Source organism: Nocardiopsis nanhaiensis, assembly GCF_054778635.1.
Window position 1 is genome coordinate 160546 of the sequence record NZ_BAAGZJ010000002.1, and the last position, 13529, is coordinate 174074.

The following is a 13529-nucleotide window of genomic DNA, read 5'->3' on the forward strand; positions in this document are numbered from 1 at the left end:
ACTCTGGTGACTAGCTGGTGCACCATGGCGGAACCTCCGGAGGCAGCGTTGATCGACACCATCAGATCCCATACCGACCGGCGGGAAGTCGAGATCGGGGCCGTGGTCGCCGCCGCGGTCGTCATCGCCGTGTGCTGCGCGGTGCCGTTCGCGCTGGACCCGGTACCGGCCGGCGTGGTCCTCGTCGTGGGGGTGGCCGGGGCCCAGCTGGTGGCCCACATGGTGTATGCCCGGCTCTCCATGCTCCACAAGAAGTCCGACGGGGCCGCGTGGCACGAGCCGCGGGCGATCTACGCGCTTCCCGTGGTGGGAGCGCTGTTCTCCGCGCCCGCGGTGCTCAGCTCCACGGCCGACCTCGAGGGGCTCGAGTCAGGACGGACCCTGCTCGTCATGCTGATGCTGGGGGGCGCGACGATCCCCCTCGCCTACATCGCGCTGATCTTCGTTTGGGCACCGGTCGAACTGCTGGCCCGCGGCGCGGTCCAGCTCTACCGGGGAAACCGGAGCGGTTTCGGCTATATCGCGGCCGCGTCGGCGATCGCCGTTCTCACGGCCTTCGGGACGGCCGGCGCCTTGGCCGTCGACACGCCTTCGGCGGGGCGCCAGACCGAGGCCCAGGGCGCTTACCTGGCCGCGCTGTTCGGCGTCCCCGGTGACTACACCGTGGCGGATCCGACGATGCTGATCGTCGCCCGGGTCCTGGGGGCGATCATGCTGCTCGGCGTGCTCACCTTCGTCATGGCCGCCGTCGTCGCGCCGTTCCAGCGGAAGACCGCACCCGAGGCCTCGGACACCAATCGCACTGACAGTGACACGGACCGAAGCTGAATCCGGCTGAATGCCTGAAATATCAGACTCTTCCTGACCACGACCGAGGGTGGGACGGGCCACATTCTGCTTCACTTCCGGGGAAATCCACCCCAGGAGGCAGGAGCAGCCCACGTGAGCGAGAACGCCACAGCCGTCAGAGCCGTCGCGCCTTGGCGCCTCGTTGTCTACAGCGGCATCGGGATCTTCATGTTCTTCGTCCCGGTGACCTTCGCCGGGGAGAGCGCCATTCCGCTGGACCACCTGGTCACCCTCATCCAGTCCGGGCTCGGGCCGGCCCTTCCCTACGTCATCTGGCTCATCATCGCCGCTGGGACCGTACTGCCCTTCACCACCGGCCGTTGGCGGAGCACCCGGGTGCAGTTCGTGTTCGCCCTGCTCAACATCGTGGGGCTGGTCGCCGCGTCCATGGTGGTCCTGGAGGTCGGCCCTGCCTGGTTCCTGGACGAGGACCTGGCCCCCTTCCTGTTCGACAGCGTCGCCGTCAACGTCGGCCTGCTGGTCCCCGTCGGTGCGATCTTCCTTGCGCTCCTGGTGGGATACGGCCTGATGGATTTCGTCGGTGTGCTCCTGCAGCCCGTCATGCGGCCCGTGTGGCGCACACCGGGCCGGTCGGCGGTCGACGCCGCGGCCTCGTTCGTCGGCAGCTACTCCCTGGGGCTGCTCATCACCGACCGCGTCTACCGGTCCGGGACGTACACGGGCAGGGAGGCCGCCATCATCGCGGTCGGCTTCTCCACGGTCTCGGTGACGTTCATGGTCGTCATCGCGAACACGCTGGACCTGATGGGGATCTGGCTGACCTACTTCTTCCTGACCTTCTTCGTGACCTACGCGGTGACCGCGGTCGCCGTGCGCATCCCGCCGCTGAGCCGCGTCCCGGACGCCCCGTTCCCCGGCGCGGCGCCGCAACCCGAAGAAGAGGTCACCGGACACCGGATCCGCCACGCCTGGGGCAAGGCCAAGGAGACGCTGGGAGCGGCGCCCTCCCTGCCGCGCAACATCTGGACGAACTTCAGCGACGGGCTGCGGATGTCCATGGCGATCCTGCCCTCGATCATGTCCGTCGGCACCCTGGGTCTGATCCTGGAGCGCTTCACCCCTGTCTTCGACCTTCTGGCCTACGTGTTCCTGCCCTTCACCTGGCTGGTACGGCTCTCCGACCCGGAGCTGGCGGCCAGGGCCGTCTCGGTCGGTATCGCGGAGGTGTTCCTGCCCGCCACGGTGGCCGCCGGGCACGAGGACCTGGTGCTCCGGCTCGTGGTGGGCGTCGTGTCCGTCTCCGCGATCGTCTTCTTCTCCGCCCTGGTCCCCTGTGTCCTGGCCACCAAGATCCCGCTGACGGTGGGTCAGCTCGTGGTGATCTGGTTCCAGCGGGTCATTCTGAGCATCCTCATCGCCGGCCCGCTCGCCTACCTGCTAGTGGGCCTCTAGGGACCAAGCGAAGGTGTGCGGTCCTCGGACCCCGGGGAACACGACACCGTCACCGGAGAGGCGGGGCACCCCCGTACCGGTGCTCTCCGAACCGGCCGCGTCCGTCGCGCGAGCGCCGTCCCAGAGCACCACGCCGTCCACGGCGATCCTCCGGTCCCGGCCGGACAGCGGCACCACGACCTCGCCCTCGCCCCCGGAGGGCTCCACGGTGAGCCTGAACGAGTCCTCGTCCCGCTTCCAGCGCACCGCCAGGCCCCCGCCCGGCGTCGGCACCCTGCCCTGCGCCCAAGCGAGGTCCGCGAGCTGCGGTGCCACCCGCCAGCGGCGGAACCCGGGCGCGGTGGGGCGCACCCCCAGGACGCCCTCGCCGAGCGCGGGGACCGCGGTGGTCCAGGGGGTGCTGGCGTATTCGCCGCGCTCGCGGGTGCCGTCGGTGTTCCAGGAGAACCAGCCGGTGCCCGGCCCTCCGTCGAGCATGTGACCCCACCAGCGGCGGATCAGGGCCAGGGCGCCCTGGACGTCGCCGTACCGGACCCGGCCCAGAGCTTCCAGGGCCTGGATGTAGCCCTGGATGTCCGAGGCCCGATAGGGATTGTCCTCGAACTCGCTGGAGCGGGTGCCGTACGGGGTGGCCAGCTCGGTGCCCAGGAAGTGCATGACCCGCCTGGCATCCCCATGGTCCAGTGTGCCGAACACGAGGTTGCCCGCGTTGGCGTCGCCGGAGTGGTCCCGGGTGGGGTCGTCGGTGTTGAGCACCAGGGCTCCGGCCCGCTCGTCCCACAGGCGGGCGACGAGGGCAGCGCGCACCTTCTCGGCCTTGGCGGTCCAGCGCTCAGCGGCGGCCGGGTCGTCGGCTGCGTCGCGCTCAAGGGCGGCCAGCCCCCTGAGGGCGTCGTAGTAGACCGCGTTGGTCAGGGAGTCGACGCCGGCGGCCAGGTCGAGCGGAGACCAGTTCGCGACCACCGCCAGGGCTGCCTCCGGGTCGGTCCGACGGTCCTGTTCCTCGCGGAAGAGGCCGTCGGCGTCGGTGCGTGCTTCCAGGAAGGCCACCGCCCTGCGGGCGACCGGAAGCAGTGCGCGGACGAAGGGCGTGTCCCCCGTGTACAGGTGGTGGTCGGCCAGGGACGCGACCCAGAAGGCGGTGAAGCTGTGGATACTGATGTCACGGAACAGGGAGACGCCCTCGTTCACCCATCCCAGTGCCAGGTCGGGCTCCGGCCCGTTCTCCGGTACGCGCCACCCGTTGGGCGGCCCGGGGTCGCCGGGGTCGCCGTGCACCAGGTGTGAGACGCCCGTGGGAAGCGACCCGTCGGGGTTCTGCACCCACCCGTACTGGCGCAGGGAGTTGCGCACGAGCCACCGGTAGTCGCCGCTCTGCTGGTATCCGGCCAGTGCCTGCATGTGGAGGTCGCCCATGAAGAGCACTCGGTCGAAGGGGGTCGTGAGCATCCAGGGGGTAGGTCCCTTGGGTGCGCCGGGGAGCGCGCTGTCCTCGCTGACCGACGCCAGGTCGCCGGTGTGCGCGCTGTTGTGCCAGGCCCGGTTGAGCAGGTCGTCGCTGGAGAGGAAGTAGCCGTCCCGGACCACCGGATAGATGGTGGACCGGATCCGGACGTGGTCGATCACCGCCTCCCCCGGGCCGTCGAGGGTCAGGAGCAGGTAGCGGGTCTCGCGCTTGCCCTCGCTGCTCAGCACGGTCGGCCGGGCGACCGGAGCGAACACGTCGACCCTTTCCCACGGCTTGGCGTCGGTACCGAAGAAGGCCGCCAGTCCGTCGCCTTCGTGGGAGAGCTGGTCACGGAACTGGGCGTGCGCCACCCGCAGCGGCGCCCCGGACACGTGCTCGACCGCCACTTCCAGGTAGCCCATGGCGAGCTGGCCCAGATCCACGACGACGCCGGTGCCGTGCCGACGGTCGGTCCGCAGCACGAGCGGCTGTCCGCCTTCGGTGGTGAGGCGTTCCGGTTCGGGTGCGCCCGCCGGGTCGCCTTCCACGGTGACGGCGGTCGGCGCCACGAACGGGGATTCGGACAGGACCACCAGGTCCCGCCAGGCGGGATCCTCGGCCACTGGCGTACGGGAGAGTTCCTCAGCGGTGCGCACGGTGTCTCCTCGACTGTTCGGATCGGATACCGACGACCCTAGGAAGTGCTGATGAGACGTTCCATGCTTTAGAGTCTGCTTTCCCTACCCCAGACGCTCATCGGGTCTAGACTCCGGGCATGGACCTCCTTAGCGACGTCGTGGAATCGATGCGTGCGGGCATCCCCGGCGGCGCCCGCGTCGAGTTGCGCGGAAGCAGCTGGGGGTGGTGGATGCCGGGCGATCCCGACGTGGCCGGGTTCCTCTCCGTCCTGAGCGGTGGGTGCTGGATGTTCCCGGAGGACGGCGAGCCACCCGAGCGCCTCGGGCCGGGCGATGTGGTGCTGTCCCCGCACGGCGGCGGCTACGGCCTCGGCGACACCCCGGATCCTCCGACGGAGACCTTGGAGGAAGCACGTCCCGATACGGGCGGCGGGTTCGGGCGGCACACCTTCGGGGCCCTCGGTGCGCCCGCCGTCCCCGGTTCTGGGCCCTCCACCGTGCTCGTCTGCGGCGGCTACCGGCTGGACCGGGAACGCACGCACCCGCTCCTGTCCGCCCTCCCCGAGCACGTACGGGTACGGACCTCCGAAGGCCGCGAGCCCCGCTTGGAGCGGGTGCTGGCCGTACTCGGGGAGGAGACCGCGACCGCCCGCCCTGGCACGGACGCGCTGGTGGCCCTGCTCCTCGACGCCCTCCTCCTGTACACGCTGCGCGCCTGCCTGGAGGAGAGGGCCGAGGGCGAGGCCCCCGACGGGTGGGCCCGGGCGCTGGCCGACCCGGGGGTCGGTGCGGCCCTTGCCGCGGTGCACGGCGACCCGGCTCGTCCGTGGACCGTGGCGGCTCTGGCCGCGGCGGCACGGATGTCCAGGGCGACCTTCGCACGCAGGTTCACCGCCTTGGCGGGCCAGCCGCCGATGGCCTACGTGGCCTGGTGGCGGCTGAACACCGCCCGGGGACTGCTCCGGGACACGGATCTGCCGGTGGAGGCGGTGGCCGCGCGCGTGGGCTACACCTCGCCCTTCGCCTTCTCCCGGGCGTTCCGGCGTGCCTACGGTGCCGCGCCCGGACGGTTCCGGCGGTCCCTCGGAACCGGTGTCACAGCCCTTGGGCCAACCCGAGTTCCGAGGTGAGGAAGCGGCGCAGGTGGGCCCGGGCCTGGTCCAGGGACAGCGGGGGTGCCCCGCGCAGGCGCCGCAGCGCCAGGCCGTCGACCAGCGCGTTGAAGCGGGTGGTGGTCTCCTCCACGTCCGGGCAGTGGAACTCCCCGGAGTCGCGCCCGCGGCTGATCAGCCGGGCGACACTGGCCGACCAGTCCTCGTAGCGGCGGTGCTGGCGCGAGTCCGGGGCCAGGCTGGCCGACGAGGCCCAGCTGTCGAACCACAACCGCCAGTGCCGGTCGGTCTCGATGGTGAACACGCCCTCGACCAGGGCTTCCAGGCCCTCGGACGCCGTGGGCAGGGCGAGCATCCGCTCGCCCAGCGGCCGGTAGTAGCCGTCGATCTCGATCGACACCGCCTCGCTGATGATCTCCTTGACCCCGGCGAAGTGGTACGTGACCGTTCCGACCGACACCCCGGCCGCTCGGGCGATGTCGCGCAGGCTCACCCCGCCGGCACCGTGCTCGGCGACCAGCGGCACCGCGGCCTCCAGGATGAGTCTCCTGCGGACCTCGGTGGGCTGCCGGGTGCGCTTGTCGGGTGCCACGGCTCTGCGCTTGGGTCCGCTCCGGGGGTCGGTGCCCCGGGGTTCGGCGGTCATCCCGCGGTCCTGGGGATCTCCCGGCGCCACTCCTTGGTAGTGACGACCTCTCCCCCGCTGAACGCCTCCAGTGTGCTGTGCACGACGAAGTGGTCGGCGGTGGCGGTGAGCTCACTGGACGTCCGCACCAATACGTCCCATCCCTCCCGGTACAGGCTGATTTCCCAGTCGGATCCTGCCACGGCGGACAGGGGGTCGTCGACTCGGATGCGGTACCGCTCACGGGCCTTCTCGGTGTAGACGAGGCCGTCCGGGTAGGTGCGCGAACCCCCGTAGTTGGGGTCGACGTCGAGCACCCACTCACCGGTGCCCACGTCGTGGGTGACCACGCGCTCCGGGCGCTCACCGGAGGCACCGCGCACGATCGGCAGCGGGGCGGCCTGTTCGGGCTCCTCGAACACGACCGGTGCCCGCCCCTCGTCCGCGCCTTCGGGGCGTTCGGGCAGTAGCAGCGCGCTGTCGGCGGGCCAGACGGTTAGGGCCGGGTCGTCGGGCTGGGGCCACACCCACGGCCAGTAGGCGGTGGAGACGGCGACGCGGATCCGGTGCCCGGCGGGAAAGGCGTAACCGGTGCCGGTCAGCTCCACCTCGACGTCCTCGGGTGTCCCGGGGCCCCAAGGCACGGTGCGGTCGCGGCCGTGGCGGCTGCTCAGGTTCATGACGCCCCGGGTGACCAGGGTGGAGGCTCCGTCGGGGGCGACGTCGCACACCCGCACGATCACCGTGCCCTTGGGCCGGTCGGCGTCCATGCGCAGCCGGACGCGGGCGCGGCCCAGGATCTCGGTACGGTCGGTGAGCGGACGGGTGTCGAAGCAGGTCGAGCGACCGTCCTCCTCGCGCTGGTCGGGCGGCAGGTCGGTGGCGTTGCCGTAGGGGAAGAACCGGCCGGCGTCGACCCCGGTGTGCTGCGGGCTGTGCACCCGGACGGGGGCGTTGCCGCCGAGCACGCGCTCGGTCCACCGGGTGGACGGCGACGGCCAGGCCTCGTCGGTGGCCCAGCGGCCCGGGCGCTGTTCGTAGGCGGTCGCGGGCGGGACCGGCTCCTGCATCCACGAGCGCAGGAGCGGTGTGTCCATGGCGCCGTTGTCGGCGTCCTTGAGCCAGTGGTCCCACCAGCGCACCGTCTCCTGGAGGAACCCGATGTGCGGGCCCGGGGGCAGCGCGATGTCGGGGTACTGGTGTGCCCAAGGGCCAAGGATGCCGCGTACCGGTCCGGGCAGGTGCTCGGTCAGGCGCAGCACGGTGTCACGGTAGGGATCGGCCCAGCCGCCGACGGCCAGGACGGCGGCGCCGATGGCGGAGTAGTCCTCGCAGACGCTGCCGTGCCGCCAGTAGTCGTCGCGTTCCTGGTGGTCCAGCCAGGTGTGGATGAACGGTTCAAGGACCTCCAGGCGTTCGCGCCACTGGGGCAGCCAGGCGTCGCCGACCACGGTCGGGTCCGGCGGGCGGGCGGTGAAGGCCAGCATGGTGCCTGACCACCCTGCCATGTCGATGCCCAGGACGGAGCCGCCGATGTAGTGCACGTCGTTGTCGTAGCGGTCGTCGGCCGAACACACGGTGACGATCGCTTTGAGCGCTTCGGGGCGCCGGGCGGCGATCTGGAGCGAGTTGAAGCCGCCCCAGGAGATGCCGAACATCCCGACCCTGCCGGTGCACCAGGGCTGGGCGGCGAGCCATTCGACGACCGCGACGCCGTCGTCGATCTCCTGCTCGCTGTACTCGTCGCGCATCACCCCTTCGGAGTTGCCCGACCCGCGCAGGTCGACCCGCACCGAGGCGTAGCCGTGGCCCGCGTAGTAGGGGTGGCGCTGGGCGTCGCGCGGCGCAGTCCAGTCGCCCTTCCGGTAGGGCAGGTACTCCAGCAGCGCGGGCACCGGGTCCGCCAGCGCGTCGGCCGGCAGCCAGACACGCGCGTGCAGCCGTGTGCCGTCGGCCATCGGAATCCAGTGCTCCCGTACCTCGACCTCTCTGTCGAAGTCCTCGCGGTACCGCATGCTCCCCCGTTCATGGTGTTCGTGGTGTCAAGCTCCGTCGGCGGGACCGTCCGGGTCCCAGCGGCGGATGCGGTGTCCATCGCCCAGGTCGATCCATACGGGGTCGTCTGCCCCGCTGGCTGCCTCGGCGGAGATCCGCTCGGCTACCGCTCCGATAGGGGGAACCGGCGCGGTGCCCCCGCCCCGCGCCGGTTCCAGGACCGCCTCCATGAGGCGGCGGGTGTAGGGGTGGTTGGGTCCGGAGAAGACCGCGTCGACGGGCCCCTCCTCCACGACGCGCCCGTCGCGCATGACCGCCACCCGGTCGGCGATTCCGCGGACGACCGCCAGGTCGTGGCTGATGAAGACGAACGCCAGGTCGCGCTGGGCGCGCAGGTCGTCCAGGAGGGCCAGCACCGAAGCCTGGACGGAGACGTCCAGCGCGGTGGTGACCTCGTCGGCGACCACCACGCGCGGGTCGCCGGCCAGGGCGCGGGCGATGCCCACGCGCTGGCGCTGGCCGCCGGAGAGCTGTTCGGGCAGGCGGTCGGAGAGGGCGGGGTCCAGGGCCACGTCCCGGATCAGCTCGCGGGCGCGGTCGTCGGCGTCGGAGCGTTCGGCGAGCCCGAAGAAGCGCAGGGGCCTGCGGACCGCGTCGCGGACGATGCGGCGCGGGTTGAGGGAGGTGTCGGCGTTCTGGAAGGCCAGCTGGACCCGCCGCCGGACGGCCAGGGGCCGCTCCCGTGCCCCTGTGGCCAGGTCTCCCTCCGCCCCGTTCCCGCGGTCCCCGTCGGTGCCGGTGCCGCTACCGCTGTCGGTACCGCCGTGGAGCCGCATGCTGCCGGAGGTGGGTGCGCGCAGTCCGGCCAGGGACCAGGCCAGCGTCGACTTTCCGCTGCCCGACTCCCCCACCAGCGCGAGGACCTCGCCGCGGCGCAGGCCGAGCGTGACCCCGTCCACGGCCCGGTTGCGCCCGTAGTCGATGGTGACGTCGCGCATCGACACCACTTCGGGGGCCTCGTCCGGGACGGGCTCGCGCGAGCGCACGGTCCGGGTACCGTCCTCGCCGACCTCGGCCAGTCCCCGGTCGCCGATCCGGGGCACGCTGGCGAGCAGGTGGCGGGTGTAGGCGTGCTGGGGGTCGGCGAACAGGTCTGCGGTGTCAGCGGCTTCGACGACCTCGCCCCGGCGCATGACCACCACCCGGTCGGCCATCCGGGCCACGACACCGAGGTCGTGGCTGACCAGGACCGATGTCAGTCCGAGTTCGTCACTGAGCCCGGCGACCAGGTCCAGGATGCGGGCCTGGGTGACCACGTCCAATGCAGTGGTGGGCTCGTCGAGGACCAGCACCCGGGGTTCGGTGGCCAGCGCCATGGCGATCGCGACCCGCTGCTGTTGGCCTCCCGAGAGCTGGTGCGGATAGCGGCGGGTGATGCCGTCGGGGTCGGGCAGCCCGACTTTGGCCACGAGGGCGCGGGCCCGTGCGCGGCGCTGCTCGCGGGCCAGCCCTTGGGGCAGCAGTGATTCCTCGATCTGCCGCCCGATCCGCATCGAGGGGGTGAGGGCGTTGCCCGCGTTCTGACCGACCAAGGCGACGTCGTTGGCGCGTAGGCCCCGCAGGCCCGCTGCGTCGAGGGAGAGCACGTCACGGCCGACGACCTCCACGCGGCCGCCGGTGACTTTGGAGCCGTGCCGCAGGTGGCCCAGCAGGGTTCCGGCGACGGTGGACTTGCCGCTTCCGGACTCCCCGACCACGGCCACGGTCTCGCCCGCGGCGGCTTCGAACGAAACCTCGCGCACGACGGTGACGTCGGTGCCGCCCGAACGGTAGGCCACGGACAGGTTCTCGACCCTCACCACGGCGTCGCCCCGGTCGCCGGCGCCGTGCGGGTTACCGGTACTCATGAGCTCTCCTTCGCGCGGTCGACGCCCCACGCCTTGGCGAGGCCGTCTGCGGACAGGTTCAACCCGACGACCAGGGTCGCCAGAGCGATGATCGGGGCCAGGCTCGCCCACGGCACCACGACCATGGCGGTTCGGTTCTCCGCGACCATCAGTCCCCAGTCCGGGGTCGGCGGGTTGGCGCCGAAGCCCAGGAACGACAGCGAGCTGATGAGCAGGACCACCCAGGAGGCGCGCATGGCGAACTCGACGGAGACGACGTTGGCGATGTTGGGGAGCACCTCGCGCGCGAGGATGGACAGGGTGCGCTCACCGCGTGCGCGGGCTGCTGTCACGTAGTCGAGGGGCGCCACCCCCAGTGCGGCTGCGCGGACCACGCGCACCACCTGGGGCGCGTAGACGATGGTCACCGCCAGGACGATCACCACGGGTCCGGCGCCGAGCACGGTGACGACCACCAGCAGGGCCAGGATCGGCGGGATCGCCAGGACCGCGTCGAGCACGCGCATCAGGGCGTCGTCGAACCAGCCGCCCCGGAGCGCCGTGACGCAGCCGAGCAGGGTGCCCAGGGCCACCGCGCAGGCGGTCGCGGCGAACGAGACCATCAGCGCGTACTGCCCGCCGTACAACACCCGGGTGAGCACGTCGCGCCCCATGGCGTCGGTGCCCGCCCAGTGCCCGGAGCTCGGTCCCAGGAGCGCCTGGTCGGGTGCGTTCGCGGTGGGCGAGTACGGGGTGATCAGCGGGGCGAGCAGGGCCAGCAGGACGTGCAGGGCGACCAGGCCGAGGCCGGCCATCGCGGGCGTGGACCGGGTCAGCGAGCGCAGCGTCCGACGCAGGGTTCCGGGCGCCGAGGACGCGGCGGCGCCCGGTGCGCTCCCGCCCTGGTGTGGCTCGGTCATCAGGAGCTCCTCTCACCGGTGCGCAGGCGCGGGTTGAGCGCCATCGCCCCGAGGTCGGCGGCGAGGTTGCACAGGACGTACACCACGGCGCTGATCACGGCGATGGCTTGGAGGACCGGCAGGTCGCGGTTGTGCACGGACTCCAGCATCAGTTGGCCGATGCCGGGGTAGTTGAAGACGTTCTCCACCACGGCGACCCCGCCGACCAGCCAGGCGACGTTCATCGCGATCACGTTGAGCGTGGGCAGCAGGGCGCTGGGCAGGGCGTGGCGGACCACGACCCGGGCGGTGCTGATGCCCTTGAGCCGGGCGGTGGTGACGAACTCGCTGGCCATGACGTCGATGACGCTGGTCCTGGTCATGCGCACGATGTAGGCGGTCATGACGACTGACAACGCGATGGTGGGGAGCACGATCGCGGGCAGCAGGTCGGCGACGGGCGCGGAGGCCTCGTCCAGGACCACGGCGGGCAGGACGGGGATCGTGATGGACAGCGCGAGCACGAGCAGGGTCGCCACGACGAACTCGGGGACGCTCATCCCCACCAGGGTGAGCACGGAGATCACGGTGTCCGGCCAGCGGTCCCGGTACAGTCCCGCGAGCACGCCCAGCACGATGGAGGAGGTGACGGCGACGGCGACGGTGGCCACCGCGATCAGCATGGTGTTGCGCAGGTGCAGCCAGAGGGTTCCGGCCACGGCCTCCCCGGAGACCAGGGAGACGCCGAAGTCGCCGCGCACCACGCCGGTGATCCAGTCGACGAAGCGCAGGGCGGCCGGGCGGTTCAGGTCCATCTGGTCGCGCAGCGCGGCCACCGCATCGGGGGTGGCGTCCTGGCCGAGCACCTGGGTGGCCACGTCGCCCGGCAGCAGCTGCACGGCGGCGAAGACCATGACCGAGGCCAGGAGGACGGTGATGACCGCGGACAGCAGCCTTCTTGTCACGTAGATCAGCATCAGGGCCTCAATCCGATGTTGAGGTAGTCGAACTCGAACCCGGTCTCGCGGTAGTTGAGGACGTCCCGGGAGTGGCCGACCAGGCGGTCGGCGAACATCGGGGTGATCGCGCCGCCCTCGTCCACCACCAGGCGCTGGGCGTCCTCGTAGAGGGTGCGGCGGCGGTCCTCGTCGGCGGCCCGGCGGGCGTCGTCCAGGAGGGCGTCGAAGTCCTCGTCGGACCACGCGGTCTCGTTGTAGGAGGAGCCGCCGCGGAAGACCTGGTTGAGCAGTTGGTCGGCGGGGCGGCCGGTGTACCAGTAGGTGGCCATCAGCGGCCGCTGCATCCAGATCTGGGTGTAGTAGGAGTCGGCGGAGGCGTTGCGCACGGTGATGTCGATCCCGGCCTCGGCCACCGAGTCACGGTAGGCCAGCGCCATCGGCGTGAACACCGGGTCGTAGCTGGAGGTGTACAGGTCCAGCCGCAGGTTCTCCCGGCCCGCCTCGGCGAGTAGTGCGCGCGCCCGGTCAGGGTCGTGTTCGAGGGCGTGGTCGGTCCAGTAGGGGGTTTCGGGCGGGACCGGGTTGTCGTTGCCCACCACGCCGGTGCCTTGGAGTGCGACGTCGATGATGTGCCGTGGGTCGTAGGCGTGCTTCATCGCCCGGCGCACCCGGGGGTCGGTGAAGGGCTCCGCGGTGGTGAGCATCGGCAGGACGTACCACTGGGCGTTGACCGAGCGCGCGATGGTGGCCCGCTCGGACGCCTTGACCACGCGAGCGGTGGCGAAGTCCAGGTTGGTCTGGGAGATCAGGTCGACCTGCCCCGCCAGCAGGGCGTTGGTACGGGCCTGGATGTCGGTCATCGAGACCATGTCGACGGCGTCCAGGACGGGCGGGCCCTCCCAGTGGTCGCCGTTGGCGACCACGCGTCCACGGCCTCCCGGAGAGAAGGCGTCGAGGCGGAACGGCCCCGTGCCGATCCCGGTCTCGCCGATCGTGTCGCCGCTGCCGTCGGGGACGACGTAGCAGTGGTAGTTGGTCAGGAGCGCGGGGAACTCGAAGTGGGGTTCCTTGAGCTCGACGACCAGTACGCCCGGCTCCGGCGTGCCGATCCGGCCCGGGTCGAGCAGGGGCTCGAGGACCGTGCCCTGGGGCGAGGCGAGCTCGGGGTCCACGATGCGGCGCAGAGTGTAGGCGGCGTCCGCCGAGGTGAACGGGGTGCCGTCGTGGAAGGTTACGCCGTCGCGCAGGCGGAAGGTCCAGGTGGTGCCGTCCTCGGTCGACTCCCACTCCGTGGCGAGGTCGGGCACCGCCTGGCCGTCCTCGTCCATGCGGACCAGGCGGTTGTACAGCGCGCCGAGGTACTCGTAGGCCGACAGCGAGCTGACCGGGTCGAGCGTCTCGGCCTGCGACGCGGGCGGTCGCGCCATCCGCAGTACCCCGCCGTCGGCGGTGGTACCGGTGGCCGCACCCTCTGGGATCGGGGGTGCCGCCTCCCTGCCGACCGTGCCGCAGCCGGGCAGCAGGACGGCGGCGCCGAGCGCCCCCGCGCCGCCCAGCAGTGTGGTTCTGCGCGGGATCCGCGGCGGGTCTTCCGCGGGGCGCGGTGGACGCGGCATGGCTTCCCCTCAGTGTCCGTGGCTCGGTTTCGGCGGAAACGGGTTAATCGTTCAGTGAACGATTAAGGTGACCACTGAACGATAGTGGTT

Annotated in this window: 10 protein-coding genes; 3 read left to right on the forward strand and 7 right to left on the reverse strand. The window is 71.5% G+C overall.

Translation table 11 applies throughout. The features are described from left to right. Positions 1–24 precede the first annotated feature (24 nt). Positions 25–828 (forward strand): hypothetical protein, encoded by an 804-nt coding sequence (locus tag ACYVD1_RS01630; RefSeq protein ID WP_460766590.1) that lies wholly within the window; start codon positions 25–27, stop codon positions 826–828. 114 nt (positions 829–942) lie between these two features. Continuing rightward, entirely contained in the window at positions 943–2262 is a 1320-nt protein-coding gene (locus ACYVD1_RS01635; RefSeq protein WP_460766593.1) for a YjiH family protein, read from the forward strand. On the opposite strand, the gene ACYVD1_RS01640 is transcribed toward ACYVD1_RS01635, so the two are convergent. Then, positions 2248–4365, reverse strand: coding sequence for an alpha-L-rhamnosidase C-terminal domain-containing protein (locus ACYVD1_RS01640; protein WP_460766596.1), 2118 nt, complete (start codon positions 4363–4365; stop codon positions 2248–2250). The genes ACYVD1_RS01635 and ACYVD1_RS01640 overlap by 15 nt on opposite strands. Before the next feature lie 119 nt (positions 4366–4484). Between ACYVD1_RS01640 and ACYVD1_RS01645 the strand changes: the two genes are divergently transcribed. Further along, complete coding sequence (locus tag ACYVD1_RS01645) at positions 4485–5477, forward strand: AraC family transcriptional regulator (RefSeq protein WP_460766600.1); 993 nt, start codon at positions 4485–4487, stop codon at positions 5475–5477. On the opposite strand, the gene ACYVD1_RS01650 is transcribed toward ACYVD1_RS01645, so the two are convergent. The 6 genes from ACYVD1_RS01650 to ACYVD1_RS01675 are packed head-to-tail and all read right to left on the reverse strand — an operon-like array spanning position 5443 to position 13439. Further along, the gene (locus ACYVD1_RS01650; protein WP_460766603.1) at positions 5443–6105 is read right to left on the reverse strand and encodes a TetR/AcrR family transcriptional regulator; all 663 of its coding nucleotides are present in this window, start codon (positions 6103–6105) and stop codon (positions 5443–5445) included. The genes ACYVD1_RS01645 and ACYVD1_RS01650 overlap by 35 nt on opposite strands. After that, the gene (locus ACYVD1_RS01655) at positions 6102–8099 is read right to left on the reverse strand and encodes a CocE/NonD family hydrolase (protein ID WP_460766606.1); all 1998 of its coding nucleotides are present in this window, start codon (positions 8097–8099) and stop codon (positions 6102–6104) included. The genes ACYVD1_RS01650 and ACYVD1_RS01655 overlap by 4 nt, the downstream gene beginning before the upstream one ends. Positions 8100–8126: 27 nt before the next feature. Next, a complete protein-coding gene (locus ACYVD1_RS01660; RefSeq protein ID WP_460766610.1) occupies positions 8127–9986 on the reverse strand; it encodes a dipeptide ABC transporter ATP-binding protein in 1860 nt (619 codons plus the stop codon). Continuing rightward, positions 9983–10885: an ABC transporter permease gene (locus tag ACYVD1_RS01665; protein WP_460766613.1), complete on the reverse strand. Its 903-nt coding sequence runs from the start codon at positions 10883–10885 to the stop codon at positions 9983–9985. The genes ACYVD1_RS01660 and ACYVD1_RS01665 overlap by 4 nt, the downstream gene beginning before the upstream one ends. Next, a complete protein-coding gene (locus ACYVD1_RS01670) occupies positions 10885–11841 on the reverse strand; it encodes an ABC transporter permease (protein ID WP_460766617.1) in 957 nt (318 codons plus the stop codon). Before ACYVD1_RS01670 ends, ACYVD1_RS01665 begins: the two co-directional genes overlap by 1 nt. Continuing rightward, entirely contained in the window at positions 11841–13439 is a 1599-nt protein-coding gene (locus ACYVD1_RS01675; protein WP_460766622.1) for an ABC transporter substrate-binding protein, read from the reverse strand. Before ACYVD1_RS01675 ends, ACYVD1_RS01670 begins: the two co-directional genes overlap by 1 nt. Positions 13440–13529: the final 90 nt, after the last annotated feature.

Coding starts and splice junctions, on each gene's coding strand:
- ACYVD1_RS01665 (WP_460766613.1), bottom strand. CDS start 10,885: ATGACCGAGCCACACCAGGGCGGGAGCGCACCGGGCGCCGCCGCGTCC.
- ACYVD1_RS01660 (WP_460766610.1), bottom strand. CDS start 9,986: ATGAGTACCGGTAACCCGCACGGCGCCGGCGACCGGGGCGACGCCGTG.
- ACYVD1_RS01645 (WP_460766600.1), top strand. CDS start 4,485: ATGGACCTCCTTAGCGACGTCGTGGAATCGATGCGTGCGGGCATCCCC.
- ACYVD1_RS01630 (WP_460766590.1), top strand. CDS start 25: ATGGCGGAACCTCCGGAGGCAGCGTTGATCGACACCATCAGATCCCAT.
- ACYVD1_RS01655 (WP_460766606.1), bottom strand. CDS start 8,099: ATGCGGTACCGCGAGGACTTCGACAGAGAGGTCGAGGTACGGGAGCAC.
- ACYVD1_RS01675 (WP_460766622.1), bottom strand. CDS start 13,439: ATGCCGCGTCCACCGCGCCCCGCGGAAGACCCGCCGCGGATCCCGCGC.
- ACYVD1_RS01670 (WP_460766617.1), bottom strand. CDS start 11,841: ATGCTGATCTACGTGACAAGAAGGCTGCTGTCCGCGGTCATCACCGTC.
- ACYVD1_RS01650 (WP_460766603.1), bottom strand. CDS start 6,105: ATGACCGCCGAACCCCGGGGCACCGACCCCCGGAGCGGACCCAAGCGC.